This is a genomic window from Streptococcus sp. HMSC067H01 (assembly GCF_001814775.1).
Classification (GTDB): domain Bacteria; phylum Bacillota; class Bacilli; order Lactobacillales; family Streptococcaceae; genus Streptococcus.
The window spans coordinates 56185-73977 of record NZ_KV817777.1 but is presented as its reverse complement, the minus strand read 5'-3'; the positions used below and the strand labels follow the sequence as shown (position 1 = coordinate 73977).

The 17793-nt window shown below is 39.5% G+C and carries 22 protein-coding genes; all 22 read right to left on the bottom strand.

What is annotated here, in order from left to right; translation table 11 throughout:
* Nucleotides 1–26 precede the first annotated feature (26 nt).
* The 22 genes from ulaG to secY all read right to left on the bottom strand — a co-directional run bounded on the left by ulaG (nt 27) and on the right by secY (nt 17781).
* Nucleotides 27–1118, bottom strand: coding sequence for an L-ascorbate 6-phosphate lactonase (ulaG, locus tag HMPREF2987_RS01340; RefSeq protein ID WP_006153413.1), 1092 nt, complete (start codon nt 1116–1118; stop codon nt 27–29).
* Between the two features lie 116 nt (nt 1119–1234).
* Nucleotides 1235–2908, bottom strand: coding sequence for a BglG family transcription antiterminator (locus tag HMPREF2987_RS01335; RefSeq protein WP_075229006.1), 1674 nt, complete (start codon nt 2906–2908; stop codon nt 1235–1237).
* A 166-nt stretch (nt 2909–3074) separates the two neighbouring features.
* Nucleotides 3075–3782 carry an L-ribulose-5-phosphate 4-epimerase gene (locus tag HMPREF2987_RS01330; RefSeq protein ID WP_006153388.1) on the bottom strand — a complete coding sequence of 236 codons (708 nt, stop codon included), beginning with the start codon at nt 3780–3782 and terminating at the stop codon, nt 3075–3077.
* Between the two features lies 1 nt (nt 3783).
* A complete protein-coding gene (locus tag HMPREF2987_RS01325; protein WP_075229005.1) occupies nt 3784–4647 on the bottom strand; it encodes an L-ribulose-5-phosphate 3-epimerase in 864 nt (287 codons plus the stop codon).
* Nucleotides 4648–4650: 3 nt separating this feature from the next.
* Nucleotides 4651–5316: a 3-keto-L-gulonate-6-phosphate decarboxylase UlaD gene (locus tag HMPREF2987_RS01320; protein WP_049548839.1), complete on the bottom strand. Its 666-nt coding sequence runs from the start codon at nt 5314–5316 to the stop codon at nt 4651–4653.
* A gap of 16 nt (nt 5317–5332) precedes the next feature.
* Entirely contained in the window at nt 5333–5818 is a 486-nt protein-coding gene (locus HMPREF2987_RS01315; RefSeq protein ID WP_075229004.1) for a PTS sugar transporter subunit IIA, read from the bottom strand.
* Nucleotides 5819–5893: 75 nt separating this feature from the next.
* A complete protein-coding gene (locus HMPREF2987_RS01310; protein ID WP_000241466.1) occupies nt 5894–6175 on the bottom strand; it encodes a PTS sugar transporter subunit IIB in 282 nt (93 codons plus the stop codon).
* 23 nt (nt 6176–6198) lie between these two features.
* Nucleotides 6199–7656: a PTS ascorbate transporter subunit IIC gene (locus HMPREF2987_RS01305; RefSeq protein ID WP_049548841.1), complete on the bottom strand. Its 1458-nt coding sequence runs from the start codon at nt 7654–7656 to the stop codon at nt 6199–6201.
* A 130-nt stretch (nt 7657–7786) separates the two neighbouring features.
* Entirely contained in the window at nt 7787–8410 is a 624-nt protein-coding gene (locus HMPREF2987_RS01300) for a ribonuclease P (protein WP_075229003.1), read from the bottom strand.
* Between the two features lie 55 nt (nt 8411–8465).
* Nucleotides 8466–9422 carry an RNA-binding cell elongation regulator Jag/EloR gene (gene jag / locus HMPREF2987_RS01295; protein WP_075229002.1) on the bottom strand — a complete coding sequence of 319 codons (957 nt, stop codon included), beginning with the start codon at nt 9420–9422 and terminating at the stop codon, nt 8466–8468.
* 20 nt (nt 9423–9442) lie between these two features.
* On the bottom strand, nt 9443–10270 hold the full coding sequence (locus tag HMPREF2987_RS01290; protein WP_075229001.1) for a YidC/Oxa1 family membrane protein insertase: 828 nt from the start codon (nt 10268–10270) through the stop codon (nt 9443–9445).
* Complete coding sequence (gene rnpA / locus HMPREF2987_RS01285) at nt 10245–10616, bottom strand: ribonuclease P protein component (RefSeq protein ID WP_075229000.1); 372 nt, start codon at nt 10614–10616, stop codon at nt 10245–10247. Before rnpA ends, HMPREF2987_RS01290 begins: the two co-directional genes overlap by 26 nt.
* A gap of 331 nt (nt 10617–10947) precedes the next feature.
* Nucleotides 10948–12285, bottom strand: coding sequence for a PFL family protein (locus tag HMPREF2987_RS01280; protein ID WP_075228999.1), 1338 nt, complete (start codon nt 12283–12285; stop codon nt 10948–10950).
* Between the two features lie 8 nt (nt 12286–12293).
* A complete protein-coding gene (locus tag HMPREF2987_RS01275; protein ID WP_075228998.1) occupies nt 12294–12560 on the bottom strand; it encodes an ACT domain-containing protein in 267 nt (88 codons plus the stop codon).
* A gap of 479 nt (nt 12561–13039) precedes the next feature.
* Complete coding sequence (rplQ, locus tag HMPREF2987_RS01270; protein ID WP_000331493.1) at nt 13040–13426, bottom strand: 50S ribosomal protein L17; 387 nt, start codon at nt 13424–13426, stop codon at nt 13040–13042.
* A gap of 11 nt (nt 13427–13437) precedes the next feature.
* The gene (locus HMPREF2987_RS01265; protein WP_075228997.1) at nt 13438–14373 is read right to left on the bottom strand and encodes a DNA-directed RNA polymerase subunit alpha; all 936 of its coding nucleotides are present in this window, start codon (nt 14371–14373) and stop codon (nt 13438–13440) included.
* A 42-nt stretch (nt 14374–14415) separates the two neighbouring features.
* Nucleotides 14416–14799 (bottom strand): 30S ribosomal protein S11, encoded by a 384-nt coding sequence (gene rpsK / locus HMPREF2987_RS01260; protein ID WP_001118385.1) that lies wholly within the window; start codon nt 14797–14799, stop codon nt 14416–14418.
* A gap of 17 nt (nt 14800–14816) precedes the next feature.
* Nucleotides 14817–15182 carry a 30S ribosomal protein S13 gene (gene rpsM / locus HMPREF2987_RS01255; protein WP_049510052.1) on the bottom strand — a complete coding sequence of 122 codons (366 nt, stop codon included), beginning with the start codon at nt 15180–15182 and terminating at the stop codon, nt 14817–14819.
* A 17-nt stretch (nt 15183–15199) separates the two neighbouring features.
* Nucleotides 15200–15316: a 50S ribosomal protein L36 gene (gene rpmJ, locus HMPREF2987_RS10195; RefSeq protein WP_001808836.1), complete on the bottom strand. Its 117-nt coding sequence runs from the start codon at nt 15314–15316 to the stop codon at nt 15200–15202.
* A gap of 24 nt (nt 15317–15340) precedes the next feature.
* Entirely contained in the window at nt 15341–15559 is a 219-nt protein-coding gene (gene infA, locus HMPREF2987_RS01250; RefSeq protein WP_001029883.1) for a translation initiation factor IF-1, read from the bottom strand.
* A 117-nt stretch (nt 15560–15676) separates the two neighbouring features.
* Nucleotides 15677–16315: an adenylate kinase gene (locus tag HMPREF2987_RS01245; protein ID WP_049548845.1), complete on the bottom strand. Its 639-nt coding sequence runs from the start codon at nt 16313–16315 to the stop codon at nt 15677–15679.
* Between the two features lie 155 nt (nt 16316–16470).
* Nucleotides 16471–17781 carry a preprotein translocase subunit SecY gene (gene secY, locus HMPREF2987_RS01240; RefSeq protein ID WP_075228996.1) on the bottom strand — a complete coding sequence of 437 codons (1311 nt, stop codon included), beginning with the start codon at nt 17779–17781 and terminating at the stop codon, nt 16471–16473.
* Nucleotides 17782–17793 lie beyond the last annotated feature (12 nt).

The window sequence follows — 17793 nt, the reverse complement described above, 5'->3', positions numbered from 1 at the left end:
GATAACCTCCAGAAAAAATTTTTATATTAAAGCAAGGCTTTGAATTGGATATTTGAGTCTTGTTCGAAGCAGTCATCAAAACCACGCGGGTGATGATATTCTATTAAGTGTTGGTCTTGAGGATAAGTGTATTTACCACCAACTTCCCAGATAAATGGATGGAAATCGTATTGCAAACGATCTTTTCTCATCTTCCAAAGTTCTAGGATTTCATTCGTAGAAGCCATGAAGTTAGACCAGATATCATAGTGAACTGGGATAATGACTTTAGCACGTAGATTTTCTGCCATGCGAAGTAGGTCGATAGAGGTCATTTTATCTTGGATACCTACTGGGTTTTCACCATAGTTATTCAAAGCAACATCAATTTTGAAGTCTTTGCCATGTTTCGCAAAGTAGTTTGAGAAGTGAGAATCAGCACCATGATAGATGGTTCCACCTGGTGTTTCAAAGACATAGTTAACAGCCTTTTGAGCCATTTCTTCATCTGTAACAGCTAAACCAGCAAGTTCGCCACCTGTCTCATCAGCACCGTTCACTGGTAGCGTTACCAAGCAAGTACGGTCAAATGATTCTACCGCATGAATCTTCATGTCTTTTAGTTCAATAGTATCACCTGGTTTGACAACGATGATGCGTTCTTTTGGAACACCCCATCCTTCCCAGATTCGTCCACAATGGTAAGGGCCGATAAACTTAACATGTTCTAACTTAGGATTATTGAGAATTGCTGCAGCTGTGTATGGGTCGATATGGTCACTATGGAAGTGTGAAACCAAGTAGTAGTCGAGTTCATTGATAGCAAATGGATCGATAACCATTGGCTGAACACGTAAGTTTGGTTGCAATTTACGAACACCTGCCATATTTGCCATTTGGTGTCCGCGAACCATATCTTTCACTTTTTTAGTTGATTTTCCACGGTTTGACCAAAGGTCCATGACAACGTTAGCACCACCTGGTGTTTTAATCCAAGTACCACAGTTGCCTAGCCACCACATGGCAAAGTTGCCTTCAGGAACGACTTCTTCTTCGATTTCTTCGTTCAACCATGTTCCCCACTCTGGGAAAGTAGCTAAAATCCATGATTCTCTTGTAATTTCTTTTACGTTTGGCATTTGAAATCCTCCATATTTTGTTCAAGTATTTATTTCATACTTAGTATAACACCGACCGATATATTAAAAAAGACCAAGAAAAACACAGGCTTGTGTTCATCATTGGACTGTGATGTTTATGATTCATCTAAAAAAGCTTGGATGACTAATTCTTGGTTGATTAAAAGTTGAATTTCTTCTTGTAATTTTGCTGCAGCGTGTTTATCAGTTATATAGGTAGCAATAATAGTTGAGAGATTATCCTTAAAAGTGCGACCATCTTTTCGAAGGACCTTGTTTTTCATAAAGTCTGTCATGCGTAAAATATCTTCTGCCTCAAGTATAGGATTTACCTTTAGCACTGGGAAGCGACTCTCAAGTTCATCGTTTGTTGTAAGTAGCAAATCAACCTGAGTAATATCCTCCACGCTTTTGAACTGCTCAGTGGTAAAGACTGCCCCTATCTGTTCATTTGGAAGATAGAAGCGGCATTGTTTAAGTAAGAGTTTAGAAACGCCCACTCCTTCATCACACACAATATAAATCTTCTTGGTATTGTTTTGAATCGATGGAGTATACTTTAAAAAACCTCCAACATGAATGGTCAAATAGGCAATCTCATCATCCGTCAATCGAATCTGCCAAGCTTCTTCTAGTACTTCAGCACATTTTTTTGTAATTACGAAAAGATCACTATACTTGGAACGAATCTGACGTGTCAAAGGATTTTTTGAGAAAATACCATAGTTTTTTCTGAATAATAGCGCCTTACAATGAATCACGAGATTCCTCAACAAGTCTTCTTTCTGTTCAATCTCCATTCTGGTTTGGGATTCAAAATACCAAATAAACTCTTCTAAAGCTCTTCTCAAATGTTGAAAATCTTTACTTTCTGCATGGATGTCTCGATCTTTTCGATAGGATAACAAAAGAATGGCCAAGAGAGATGTATCTAATTCTGAAAACGAGATGCCAAATGTTTCAAACAAGCGTTCTCCTAGTTTCTTAGACACCTGGTATTCTATCCTCTTTCGAATCAATGAAAATTCTTGATCAATTTCTTGATGTTTATCTTGATTTCTAGTAACGGTATCACACCCTAGTAGAAGATAGGGAAGGACCTGTAACATAAAGGTGACTTCGTGATGGTTTATTTTTTTCCCTAAATTTTGCTCAACCAGTGGAACTTGTTTTTTGAGGAATTGATTGACTTCATCAGAAAGAAGCTTCTCATCTTCTAATCGCTCCTTGATTTTCTCCTCTAAAATAGCTACAAAAGCTGGGTTCTCCTCTATAAAGATATGATAGAGAAGGGATTGAAGATACTGGATTTTATTAAGAGGATGTGCATTCAAGTAGTAACCGCGAGATTTACTAACTTGAAGCGTTACTTGATACTGCTCCAAGGTTAGCTGGTAACGAATGCTATTTAAGTCATTAAGGACTGTATTTCGAGAGACTTCTGTTAATTCCATGAGTTTTTCAAGCGTGATTCTCTCTTTGGAAATACCAATCAGAAGGAGCATCAGCTGCATCCGCTCATTGGCACTCATGATGTAATCATAAGAATCAACTTCGTCTAATAATTGATGACAAGCTTCTCTTTGTTCCTCGGTTAAGTGAATACCAATCCGAGGCAGACTGATGATATGCAACTTCTCATCATCCAAAGCATCATTGATTTTATCAATGTGATAGTAGATTTTTCTTCGAGATTGAGCTAGATCTTTTGAAATCGTCATAATCGTTTTGGACGTTTCTTGATCCATCAAATATTGAAGCAAGTCACAGCTCGCCTTATCTAAAACCATAATTCATACTCCTCTATTTGTCAATCGCTTCCAAAACAACTTTATAATGGTATCACATTCGTACAGACTTTGCAATTATATGCTGTAAATTCTTACCATTGGATATTTACAACTACAAAAGCGAGGCTTGGATCGCAAGGTCCTAGCCTCTTTTCAATTCATTTTCTTATTTCTTTTGACCGTAATAAGCATTTGGCCCATGCTTACGTTGGTAGTGTTTTTCTAGGATGTACTGGGGAGCAGGTTCAACCCTTGGATTGATTTGCTCTGTGAAGCGATTCATCTTTGATACTTCCTCTAGTACAACAGAGTGATAGACAGCATTCTCTGGGTTTTTGCCCCAGGTGAATGGACCGTGATTACGTACGACAATCCCTGGTACTTCAACAGGGTTTAGACCACGACGTTCAAACTCTTCTACGATAACTAGGCCAGTATCTTTTTCATAGGCCACTTCTACTTCATCCTTGGTCAAACTACGGGCGCAAGGAATTGAACCGTAGAAATAATCCGCATGGGTTGTTCCATAGAAAGGAATATCACGGCCTGCCTGAGCCCAACCAACAGCTTCTGTCGAATGGGTATGGACCACACTAGCAATCTCTGGCCAAGCCTTATATAACTGCACATGAGTTGGAAGGTCCGAAGATGGTCTTAAATCTCCTTCTAGAACCTTGCCATCCAGGTCAGTTACCACCATGTTTTCAGGTGTCAATTCGTCATAATCTACGCCTGATGGTTTGATAACAATGACACCGAGTTCGCGATTGACTTCAGATACATTGCCCCAGGTAAATTTAACAAGTCCATGTTTTGGCAATGATTGATTGGCATCACAGACTCGTTTACGCATAGCATTAATTACTTGATTCATCTTACATCAAACCTGCTTTCTTAATGAGTGGGTAGAGAAAGGCTTGGGCCTCTTGAATGGCTGCGCGTGTTTCTTCTACAGTTTCACAATTTTCAGACCACATTTCGATTAGGAAAGGTCCATTATAATTAGTTTGCTTTAAAATATCGAAAGCTTCTTCCCATTTGACACAACCTTGCCCAAAAGGTACATCTCGGAATTGGCCCTTTGAACTTTCTGTCACTGCATAAGTATCCTTGAGATGGAGAGCTGCGATAGCATGGTGGCCGAGATAAAATTCACTGTAGACATCATTATGCCAGGCAGATACATTCCCAATATCTGGATAGACAAAGAGGTAGGGAGAGTCAATCTCTTTCTCTATAGCCAAGTATTTTTCGATGCTATTGATGAAAGGATCATCCATAATTTCAATAGCAAGTACCACCTGAGCTTCTTCAGCCCAGTCACAAGCTTTTCTCAAATTTTTGATAAAACGTTGGCGTGTCTGGGATGACTTTTCCTCATAGTAAACATCGTAACCAGCTAATTGAATCGTACGAACTCCCAAATCTTGAGCTAATTCGATACATTTTTTCATGAGTTCCAGAGATTTTTCCTCTAGAACTGGATCATTCGATCCCAATGGGTAACGACGATGGCCTGAAAAACAGATAGAGGGAATACGAACACCAGTTTCATAGATCGCTTTGACAACTTCCAAGCGCTCTTCCTTGCTCCAGTCAAGTCTTGCTAAGCGCTCATCACGTTCGTCAATAGACATCTCGACAAAATCAAAGCCTAACTCCTTGGCAAAATTTAAACGTTCTAGCCAAGTAAAGTGGGGCGGGGTTGCCTTTTCATAAATTCCAATTGGACGCGCCATGGTTTACCCCCAAATTCGTTTGATTTCATCCTTGAAGGCACGCGCTGCTCCTGCTGGATCCGCGGCCTCTGTAATTCCACGACCTGCGATAAAGGTAAAGACATCAACGCCTTCAAAGAGTTTGAGAGTATCTACATCTAGACCACCTGTTACAGAAACTCGGAAGCCCATGTCAATGAGTTTTTTAACCTTATTAAGGTCTTTTTCACCCCAAGTTTCACCAGCAAGAAGGGCATCACGGGATTGGTGATAGATAGCTTGTGAGATACCTGCATCTAACCAAAGCTGAGCTTGTTCAAAAGTCCAATCACCATAAAGCTCGATCTGGATTTCTCCTCGGTCCCCACGTTCAGCCTTGATAGCCTTTAGAGCAGCTTCCATAGTAGGGATGGTTGCACAACAGATACAAGTCATCCAATCTGCTCCACGAACGGCATTATTTTTGGCAACTGTTCCACCAGCATCAGCACATTTTGTGTCTGCTACAATAATCTTATCTGGGAAAAGGCTTCGCAAGACTTCAACCAGTTCACTTCCAACTTGAAGCAAGCAAACAGTTCCAGCTTCGATAATATCTACTTCCTGACCAACAGAAACAGCTGCTTTAATTGCTCCTTGCAAGTCTGAATGGTCTAATGCAACTTGTAAATTAGGTATTCTTTTTGTCATCTCTTTATTCCTCTTTCTAACTTTCCAAATCCAATCCTTCGAGATAAGGGCTATCCTTAGATTCTTCAATCATCGCCAAGACATCTTCTTTAGTTTGGCAAGCCTGTAAACGTGCGATAGAATCTTCTAATTCAAATAAGGCAATGATCTGTGGAATGGCTACACTTGTGTGAATTTTTGAGCTTGTTGCAGCTAGTGCCAACAAAACAGTGACCTCTTTCCCATCTGAAAATACAACAGGATTTTGCAAGGTAATCAATGAAAAGGCATCTCTTTGCACTCCAGCTTCAGGTCTAGCATGGGGCATAGCCATACCTGGCATCAAGATATAGTAAGGGCCATACTCTTCAGTCGATTCGATGATAGCATCGTAATACTCTGGCAAAATCGCCCCACTTTCAATCAAGGGATCTACTGCTACCTTGACTGCTTCTTTCCAATCGTTAGCTTCTAAACCTAGTCGGATCGAGTCATTGTCAATTAAAGCTTGTTTTAAATTCATATCTGCCTCCTTTATTTAAAGAGGGAGAAGGACAGAAACGATAACTCTCAGTTTCTGTCCAGCCCCCTCCAACCTTTACTGTAGTGCTTGACTGAGTTTTTCAGTGATTTCTTTATCATCCATCAAGTTGTCAAGCCCAATTAACTTCCCATTAGTCCGACCTTCCAATTCTTGGATTAAATGAAGAGAAGCGATTACGATGTCATAGCCTGCTGCTAAACCTTTTGCTTCACCGACACTGCATGAATTGACTGTAAAATCCGTTTGATTAAGCTTACGGAGGGCATTTTCAACCTTCATTTTGATAACCATAGATGAACCCATTCCATTTCCGCACGCTGCTAATACTTTAACCATTTTATTTTCTCCTTTTCTAGAAACTATGCTTCTTCTTGAACTTCACCCTTGTAGTATTTTTCTTTATCTTTTGCTTTGGCAAATTGAAGTTGAGGAATAACAAGCAAGAAGAGACACACAAGTACATAACCGACAATACCGAGGTATTTGAAGATGTATCCAAATCCAAGCCATGGGAATTCAAAGTCAATGTTTCCATGGTAACCACCATAAGATGCCAAATCAAGAAGGGCTACACAGAGAGCTCCTAGAGCAACTTGGAGGACACCTGAGATGAAGGACAGGATAACAGCTGCTTTCCAGCCACCACGTTTATCAGCGTAGACTGCAATTGCTGCGTTATCAAAGAACACTGGTACAAATCCTGTAATAATAAGGATAGGGTTTTTAAAGACGATGAGCAAGACAATTGTAATCAATTGACCAATCAAACCAAAGGCAAATCCAGACAAAACAGCGTTTGGAGAACCAAATCCATAAGAAGCTGCAACGTCAACCGCTGGGAATGAACCTGGCAACAATTTGTTTGAAATACCTTGGAAGGCATTTGTCAACTCAGATACGAACATGCGGACACCTTGCATCAAAACGAACAAGTAAACAGAGAAGGTGAAAGCTGTTTGGATAATGTACATAAAGAAATCTTGTTTTGCAGGATTGAATAGAGTTCCTGAAGTGATGACTTCTTTATTAGACATAATGTCTGGACCCAAGATTAAAAGAATCGCTCCGAAGAATACGAGCATCAAGGTAGCAGATGCAACAACTGTATCGTGGAAGATTGAGAGGAACTTAGGCAATTTAAGATTGTCTAGACTTTCTTCTTTCTTACCAAAGCGTCCTGCTACTTTATCTACAAACCAGATTGCAAATTGTTGTTGGTGACCAATCGCAAATCCGCCACCACCAGTCAAGCGTTGAGTTGCCTCAACAGTCATATTTGAACTAACTGCCCAGTAAAGGCCACAGATGATACCGATAGCTGCTGTACCATAAGCATTGCGCAATTGTGGGACTAAGAATAGAACCATAAGAGATACAGTCGCAGCTTGTTGTACCATGATGTGACCAGTAATAAAGAGGGTTCTTACTTTCGTAATCTTGCGTAAAGCTACAAGCAAGATATTTACTCCAAAACCGATCAAGAGAGCTGTAGTTGCAGTTCCAACGAAATCTGGAAACTCTGCTGCAATTTTGTTGTTTGCTGCAGCAAGTCCAAAGTAAGGGTCAATAACCGCTGCACCGATTTGGAATTTATAGTTAAGGGCTGCCAAGATTGGACGGAAGGTTGTAACCAAACCACCAGCACCCACGTTGAGCAACATATACCCTACTGTTGCTTTAACGAAACCTGAGAAAACATCATGAGCAGGTTTTTTCAACAGTGCATATCCTATTAGCACCAATAAACCTACGAAAAATGCGGGATTCTGCAAAATATTGCTAGAAAACCAATTTAGAACACTTGAAATGACTTCCATAATTGTTCTCCTTTTGAATTGTTTTTGTAAGTTTATTATATAATTTGAAAACGGAAACAAAAAGACCAAGAATTACACAGCGGACTGTTCACTCTTGGACTGTATGATTTATAATATTTTACGGATTATCTTATTTTCTTGTAGCTAGATAAAATGGAAGAATTTTGTCATAAGATTTCAGTAGTGCTTCTACGATTTCTTCTTCAGATGAATTTTCTGTCACCGGAACATCTGCCTTCACTAAAACTTTGCGGACTTCCTGATGGGAGATTTTTTTCCTTAAAACTTGGCGATTTTCCTCAGTAGCCTCCATCTTTTGACTTTCTCCATCTGAGTAGACTAGATAGTAAATCCCTTCTACCACTGGAACTTCTAAGACCTTGGCTTGTTTGTCTAATGTTCGCTCATCCTTCTTACGTTCAATAAAACTCACTTCTAGTGAAACTCCAAAATCAGAAGGGCTTCCATACAAACGAAGGGCCAACATAGGCTCCGTCACTTCCCCTTCACGCTGTAAATAAGCCCAGAAATGGGGTCGCAAACGTTGGGCTTGATTCATCCACTGACTCGATCTTTGCAGTATCCATTCTGGATGCCTTGCTTGAAAAGCTTTAGCCAGTTCTGTAAAAGTCTTTCTAGCTTCCTGTCCCTTACTCCTCAAATATAGCATTTTCTCAGCATCTTGTCCTGCCTTCTCTGGTTTTTGATACTGTAAGCCAGAGTATGCAAGGTAGTCTCTCATTGTATTCAACATAGGCTCAATCTCCCTTGGCTAGCAAAAAATCAGGGATACCCTGATTCTGCTTTGACTATTCTGTATCCACGACAACGTAACGATTTGGTTCATCACCTTCTGAATAACTAGTGACACCTTCCATACGTGAGATGATACGATGGATAATTTTACGTTCGCTGCTAGACATTGGATCTGTCACCTGACTACGACCATCTTCTAGGACACGTGTAGCTAATTTTTGTGCATAGCTCTGCAAAACTTCCGCACGATGCTCTACATAGTCATTAACATTGATGGTAATATAGAAGGTTCTTGAATAGCGATTATAGAGATAATTCTGTGCTAAGAGTTGGAGAGATTTCAAGACCTTCCCGTGGTAACCGATAATACGACCTGGTTCATTAGTATCAATTTGCATATTGATAGAACGGCGATTTGAAGTGCTTGAGATTGCTCCCTCAACATCCATATCATCAATAATACCTTGAACATAGTTGGTCACTTCTTCAACAACCTGGTCAATATCGTAGGTCGGCTCAATCTTCAAGCCTAGGTTTTCTAAATCATCATTCTGCTCGACATCTTCCTGCTCTTTAGATTCTTCTGGCAGTAAATCTTTTAGAATGGCAATATGACCTGTCTCCTGGAGAATCGTGCTCGCTTCTTTTTCATTTTTCAGAATTTCAGCCTTAACCTCATCAGAGATGCCTTGCCCTTCTTCCTCGATTTTCTTAATCGCTTCAACAACATGCCCTAAGTCTACGGTTGCTTCACTAACAGTCTTAACTGGTTCGTTCTTGGCATTAACTTCCTTTGGAACCCCCTTGACTGCTTGCTGATTTGCCTTAACGACAGTTGTCTCACTAATAGCTTCGATATCCACTTGCGCTGGTTTCTTCCCAAAAAGGCCAAAGAATCCTTTTTTCTCCCTTGATACGACCTTAATATGCGCCTTCATTCTAGGAATTCCCATTTCATTCAATCCCGTCTGGATCGCTTCTTCAACCGTTGAACCTGTAAATAATACCATTACAAGATTCCTCCTTACTTTTACTTTTTCTTTTTCTGTGCTTTCTTCAGAGCTTTTCTCTTCTTACCTTCTAAATCCTTCTGAGCCTGTACTCCCGCCTCACGCTCTGCAATAATCTTAAATGGATTATTGAGCAGATAGGTTTGTAGCACCTGATAAGCATTGGATACCGCCCAGTATAAGGCAACCCCACTTGGTGAATACATAGCAAAGAAGAAAATCATGACTGGCATTGCATACATCATTCCTGTCATGGCACCATTTTTCTCAACCATGGCCTTATTGGATAACCAAGTGCTAAGGAAAGTAAAGATAGCTGCCAAAATTGGCAAAACAAAAGTCGTATCTACACCACCAAGGTTAATCCATAAGAAATGACCCGTTTTTAGAAATTCTACCCTACTCAAAGCTTGGAACAAGGCCAACAAGACTGGCATTTGGATTAAGATTGGCCAAAGAGAAGCTGACTGCTTCACACCATGTTGCTTGAACAACTGACGCATTTCTTGGTCCAACTTGGTACGGCTCTCCATATCCCGTCCCGGATAACGTTCTCGCAACTCCTTAACCAGTGGTTGTACTTCTTGCATCTTTCTAGATGCCACCATTTGTATTTGAAAAACTGGTAGAAGAATCGTTCTAATCAGAAGGGTAAATAATATAATCCCCAGACCAATACTTGTATCAAATGATAAAAAGCGAATGGTTTCAGCAAAAAAATAAACAAATTTACTCCAAAAATCTGTTGATTCCGCTGTAATCTCACTCGGCGTACCACTAGCTGTGCAGGCGCTCATCACAAACAAAGCAAGCACCATTAAGCTAGTCAACTGTAATTTCTTTTTCACTCCCAATTCCTTCCTGGTAAATCTTTGATAACTTTAATACGTGAAGCAGATTTTTTTCCATTTCCGCGTAGACCAAGATTTCAACACCTTTTCGAGCAATTACAACAAAATCTACGTTTTCAACCAGCTGATTTTTATGTTCAATCAGAATATGTCGAATTCTTCTTTTGATCTGATTTCTCATGACAGCGTTTCCCAATTTTTTGCTGACAGACAGACCAACTCGAAAATGCTGCTCATTATTTTCTAATCGATAAATAACAAATTTACGATTAGCAAAACTCTCCCCTTCTTTAAATATTGCATTAAAATCTTTCTCTTTTTTTACACGAAAGCGTTTTTTCAAAATTTAACTCCATCTATTAAAACTACTACTATTATACCATAATTTTTCAAAAAGCCAATAATAGCAAGGTTTTAGCCCATGTTTACCTAATAAAAAGACATATTTTCACTCTAAAATCATCATCTTTTTTCAAAAATTTCTTAAATTTGGGCATACAAGTCTGCTCATTTCTGATTAGAAAAAAACAAAAGCCTCCCTTTGGAGTGACTTTTGTAGGAGATTATTATGAAAAATTTAGGATTTCTATTAAATAAAGTTAGGAGGTCTTTATTTAATGATTATAGTATACCTGTCTATCCTTAAACCCAACTTAAACAGATTCCATTTCTTTTTAATTTTTAAAACTATGGATTGGAGCTGGAATCTGTCCTCCACGAGCAATGAAATCAGCCGAAGAAGCTCCATTGACTTTCATAACTGGGGCAGTTCCTAGCAAGCCACCAAACTCAATCATATCGCCTTCTTTACCCTTTGGAATAATACGTACAGCTGTTGTTTTCATATTGATGACCCCGATAGCAGCTTCATCAGCAATCATTGCCGCAATCGTTTCTGCAGGTGTATCCTCAGGAATGGCAATCATATCCAAACCAACTGAACAGATAGCCGTCATAGCTTCTAATTTTTCCAAATTAAGCGAGCCGTTTTGCACTGCAGCAATCATCCCCTCATCCTCAGAAACAGGGATAAAGGCACCAGACAAACCACCAACTTGATTGCAGGCCATAACTCCGCCCTTCTTAACTTGGTCATTCAAGAGAGCCAAGGCAGCCGTCGTTCCGTGTGTTCCAACGATCTCTAGTCCCATTTCCTCAAGTACACGTGCTACTGAATCTCCAACCGCAGGAGTTGGTGCCAAGCTCAAATCTACAATCCCAAAATCAACTCCGAGGCGCTCACTAGCCATTTGACCAACCAATTGACCAATACGGGTAATCTTGAAAGCTGTTTTTTTAACAGTTTCAGCAACAACATCAAAGCTCTGACCTCGAACCTTTTCCAAGGCACGTTTGACAACACCCGGTCCTGAAACACCTACATTGATGATGACATCTGCTTCACCTACACCATGAAAAGCGCCTGCCATAAAAGGATTGTCCTCTACCGCGTTGGCAAATATAACTAATTTAGCCGCACCCATATCAGATAGAGAAGCTGTCTCCTTGATAATACGCCCCATATCCGCTACTGCAGTCATATTGATACCCGATTTGGTAGAACCGATATTTACTGATGAACAAACTTTATCCGTTTCTGCTAAGGCACGAGGAATGGAATTGATGAGAATCTCATCACCTTTTTGGTAACCCTTTTGTACCAAGGCAGAAAAACCACCAATAAAATCAACACCAATTTCCTTAGCAGCTCTGTCCAAAGCCTTGGCTAATGGAACATAGTCCCTTGCATCTGTAGCAGCACCGATCAAGGAAATTGGAGTTACGGACACACGTTTATTTACAATGGGAATTCCTAACTCAGCCGCAATTTCATCTCCAACAGCCACTAAATTAGCCGCCTTGGTTGTAATCTTTTGATAAATTTTCTCCGCAGCACGATGAATATCAGGATCAATACAGTCCAAAAGGGAAATCCCCATGGTAATGGTTCTAATGTCAAAGTTTTGCTCCTCAATCATAGCGATTGTTTCGGTAACTTGTCTAATATCCATGACCCCTCCTAGATGTTGTACATAGCATCAAAAATAGCTGCACTTTGAATATTGATTTTGACATTCAAAGTCTGACCAAAAACCTCAAATTCGTTTCTAAGATAAGTAAAATCTTGCTTTTCATCACTGGTAACAACTGCCATCATGGTAAAATATTCATCTAAAACTGTTTGTGAAATATCATCGATATTTAAGCCTAACTCTGCAATTTTCGATGCAACACCCGCAACAATACCAGACTTATCTTTACCTACAACTGTAATTATAGCCTTCATGATTAAACTCCGTTTCCAACATAATACATTGTTCTTTTTTTCTAAAATACAAGGACAGGGGTAAACAAGGATTAGTCAAGCTAGACCTAACTAACCTAGAGACAATCAAGCTTTTAAAATGACACACTTTGAAAACCTTCTAGCGGTGCTTCCCTTGATGCTTTCTATTCTGTAACTAGCTTCCTAGTTTACTCTTTAAATTTTATTGAGTATTTTACTCACAACTTCTTCACTAGTATTTCTGAAAAAATGAACATTGTTGATTTTCTTTTTCAATAGTATAGCATATTTCTTAATAAAATACTCAAAAACGCCTGCTTACGAAATTGTTCTTAAGAAAAAAACAATTTCGTAAACAAGCGTCTACCTTATCATCTTATGATGAGTGTTCCCGCTAGGACATAAGTCCTAGCGGTAGACCAGAGCTAGACTAAGAGCACAAGACTCCATCATCATAACACTCAACAAAATTGATGATTTTATACTAATTCGATGATCGCCATTGGCGCTGCATCACCACGACGTGGTTCAGTTTTAAGGATACGAGTGTATCCACCGTTACGCTCAGCATAACGAGGTGCGATTTCTGAGAACAATTTTTGAAGTGCTGTAGTAGAAGTGTACTTATCAGTTGCTTCATCATAGTTTTCAGATGCGATTTCATTACGTACGAAAGCAGCAGCTTGACGACGTGCATGCAAATCACCACGTTTACCTAGAGTAATCATTTTTTCAACAGTTTTACGGATTTCTTTAGCACGAGCTTCAGTTGTCACGATTGATTCGTTGATCAAAAGGTCAGTTGTCAAATCGCGAAGCATTGCTTTACGTTGTGAGCTAGTGCGTCCTAGTTTACGGTAAGCCATTTATTCCTCCTTTATTTATCTTTTAATCCAAGACCCAAATCAATGAGTTTGACTTTCACTTCTTCCAAACTCTTGCGTCCAAGATTTCTTACTTTCATCATCTCTGCTTCAGATTTTTCTGTCAAATCATGCACAGTGTTGATACCGGCACGTTTCAAACAGTTGTATGAACGCACAGACAAGTCAAGTTCCTCAATCGTACGTTCCAAGATACGGTCGTCCGATTCAGTATCAGCTTCTTTCATCACTTCTGCTGACTTAGCAATCTCTGTAAGATTTGTAAACAAATCAAGGTGCTCTGTCAAGATACGTGCTGAAAGCCCTAAAGCATCTTCTGGAATAATTGTTCCATTAGTCAAGATTTCAAGGGTTAATTTGTCGAAACCATCATTGCTACCTACACGAGCAGGTTCAACTTGATAGTTGACTTTTGTAACTGGTGTATAAATAGAATCTACAGCAAGTGTTCCAACTGGTGCATTATCTTTTTTATTTTCATCAGCAGGTACATATCCACGACCACTGTTAACAGTCATTGTCGCTCTTAGAGAAGAACCTTTACCGATTGTAAAGAGATAATGATCTGGATTTACAATTTCAATGTCGCTATCTGTCAAGATATCTCCAGCTGTAATTTCAGCAGGACCTTGCACATCTAGTTCAATGATCTTTTCGTCTTTAACATAAGATTTTACTGCAATACCTTTGATGTTCAGAATGATTTGCATCACGTCTTCGCGAACACCCGGAACTGTATCAAATTCATGCAATACACCTTCGATATTGATAGATGTAACTGCAGCCCCTGGAAGAGAAGCTAGAAGTACACGACGAAGAGAGTTACCAAGTGTTGTACCGTAACCACGTTCAAGCGGTTCGATTACAAACTTGCCATAATCTTTATTTTCATCAATTTTTGTTATATTTGGTTTTTCAAACTCGATCATTTAGTTACTCCCTCTTAAACGAAAAGCAGTGTAAGGTTATGATTATACACGGCGACGTTTTGGAGGACGAGCACCATTGTGTGGCACTGGAGTCACATCACGAATTGCTGTTACTTCAAGACCAGCGGCAGCAAGAGCACGAATAGCTGACTCACGACCAGAACCTGGACCTTTAACAGTAACTTCAACTGACTTAAGACCGTGTTCTTGTGCAGATTTAGCAGCAGCTTCTGAAGCCATTTGAGCAGCAAATGGTGTAGATTTACGAGAACCTTTGAAACCAAGAGCACCAGCTGATGACCAAGCAATTGCATTACCATGCACATCAGTAATCATAACAATAGTGTTATTAAATGTAGCGTGAATATGAGCAATACCAGATTCGATATTCTTTTTCACACGACGTTTACGTGTTGGTTTAGCCAAGACTTTTACCTCCTATATTATTTTTTCTTACCAGCAATCGCAACAGCTTTACCTTTACGAGTGCGAGCGTTGTTTTTAGTGTTTTGTCCACGGACAGGAAGTCCACGACGGTGACGGATACCACGGTATGAACCGATTTCCATCAAACGTTTGATGTTCAAGTTAACTTCACGACGAAGATCACCTTCAACTTTGATTGCATCCACTTCACGACGGATAGCATCTTCTTGATCTGATGTAAGATCGCGAACACGTACATCTTCTGAAATTCCAGCAGCTGCCAAGATTTTCTTAGATGTTGGAAGTCCGATACCGTACACATAAGTCAATGAAATTACTACGCGTTTGTCATTTGGAATGTCAACTCCAGCAATACGAGCCATGTTTTCTCCTTTCTATCTTATCCTTGACGTTGTTTGTGTTTTGGATTTGCTGGGCAAATTACCATAACACGACCATTACGACGAATTACTTTACAGTATTCGCAAATTGGTTTGACCGATGGTCTTACTTTCATTTCTTATCCCTCCAAGTTTTTCGATTATTTAAAGCGGTAAGTGATACGTCCACGTGTCAAGTCATATGGACTCATTTCGACAGTAACACGATCTCCCGCTAAAATACGAATATAGTTTTTACGAATTTTACCAGAAACTGTTGCTAAAATCTGATGTCCATTTTCAAGTTCAACCGTAAACATTGCATTCGGCATGGTATCAACTACTTTGCCTTCAACTTCAATCACATCGTCTTTTGCCACGCAAAAGTACCTCCATAAATTTCGATTTGATGCCTCTAGACACAGAGACAACAATTATAAGTCAGACTAACTCAGTATAACATTTGTAGAGACATTTTGCAAGCATGAAAAACGCTTTTATTTCAATTTTGTCAATACTTTTTCAATATCTGCAAATACATCATTGATATCTTGATTACCTTCGATATCATGTACCAAACCTTTAGCACGATAGTGAGCAATAATCGGTTCACCTTGGGCAATATTGACATCCAAACGACGTTTTACTGTCTCTGGTTTGTCATCTTCACGTTGATAGTAGTCTTCTTCTTTGTAATCAACTGGTGGGTTGAAAACTTTGTGGAAAGTTTCGCCAGTTTCACGGTGAATGATACGACCACTCAAACGTTCGAGTAGACATGATGGATCTACTTCAATATTGATTACACCCTCAAGTTCAAGACCAAGGTCTACCAAAATTTGATCCAAAGCGTGGGCTTGTTCAATGGTACGAGGGAATCCGTCTAAGAGGAATCCTTTTTCCTTAATGTCACCTTGAGCCAAACGTTCTTTAACGATTCCGTTTGTAACTTCATCTGGAACCAACTCACCCTTATCAATGTAAGACTTGGCTAGAACACCCATTTCAGTTTGGTTAGCCATCGCAGCACGGAACATATCTCCTGTTGAGATATGAGCTACATGAAATTGTTCCACAATTCTAGCTGCTTGTGTTCCCTTACCTGCACCAGGCAATCCCATAATCAAAAGATTCATGATTCAAACTCCTTTTTTGTTTTTAAATAGAAGCAAAAATTCATTTCAACTCCTATTTAAGAACAAAATAGAAGAGAGGAGTAAAAAATCTGACAAGGTCTTTGATTTTTACACTCCACTCTCTGAGCAATAGTGAATTTTATTTTCTATTACAATTATTCTGTTGTATTCATGAAACCAACATATTTACGTTTCAATAGATAACCTTCCAATTGTTTGATTCCTTCAATACCTGTTGAGATAATGATCAAGAGACTGGTACCTCCAAAAGCAACGACTTCTGAAAGACCAAAGACATCCTTAGCCACAATCGGTAAAATAGAAATCACACCAAGGAAGAGTGAGCCGACTGTGGCAAGACGACGAAGAAGTTTTGACATATATTCTTCAGTCCCTTTACCAGGACGGACACCGTGAATGTAAGCACCGCTCTTTTGTAAATTCTCTGCTGCTTTCTCAGGATTAATCTGTACAAACGTATAGAAGAATGTAAAGAGAATAATCAGCAAAGCATATAGAGCAATACCTGTTGGCGCTGTTGTCGACAACAACTCCTGAGCTGTACGAACCCAAGCCCAGTCCAGTCCAGATGCACTAACAAATTGCAAAATTGCTGCTGGTGCTGCTGTGATGGAACTTGCAAAGATAACCGGGATAACTCCAGCAGGGTTAATCTTCAAAGGCAGATATGAACTAGATGGAGCACCTTGCGCTACCTTGGTATACTGAATTGGAATCTTATATTCTGCTTGTTGCACATATGTTGTGAAATAGATAATCAACAAGACAGCTACGATTAAAATTCCTACAAAAATGAGGGATGAAGTCAAGCGGTCACTTGGTACGTTGACAAAATAGTCTACATAGATGCCCTTGATCATATCAGGAATTGAAGCAACAATCCCTGCAAAGATAATCATAGAGACACCATTCCCATATCCCTTATCAGTAATCTGTTCACCCAACCAAGTAACAATCATACTACCTGCTGTTAGGATTCCTCCAATCACAAGGAAAACTTGTGGTGTTAGAGGAACAGTCAAGAGTTTAGCTCCAGATAAAGCATTAAAACCAGCTGTAATCCCGATAGATTGCACAAATGCAAGTACAAGGGCAATGTAACGAGTTGCTTGATTTAACTTTCTACGACCAACTTCCCCTTGTTTGCCCCACTCCACAAACTTTGGTAATAAATCCATTTGTAAGAGCTGGACAACGATAGAAGCAGTAATGTATGGACTAACACCAAGTGCAAAAACTGAGAAGTTTTTCATGGCATTACCAGACACCAAGCTCAACATATTTAGAAAAGATAGACCACTCAAAGCATTCAAGCTGTTGGCATTGACCCATGGAACTGTAATACTAGTCCCGATACGGAAGACCAAGACTATAAAAATTGTAAAAAGAATTTTTGATCGAACTTGCTTGACCTTGAGAGCTTCTCTCAATAATTTAAAAAACATAGGTCACCTCTC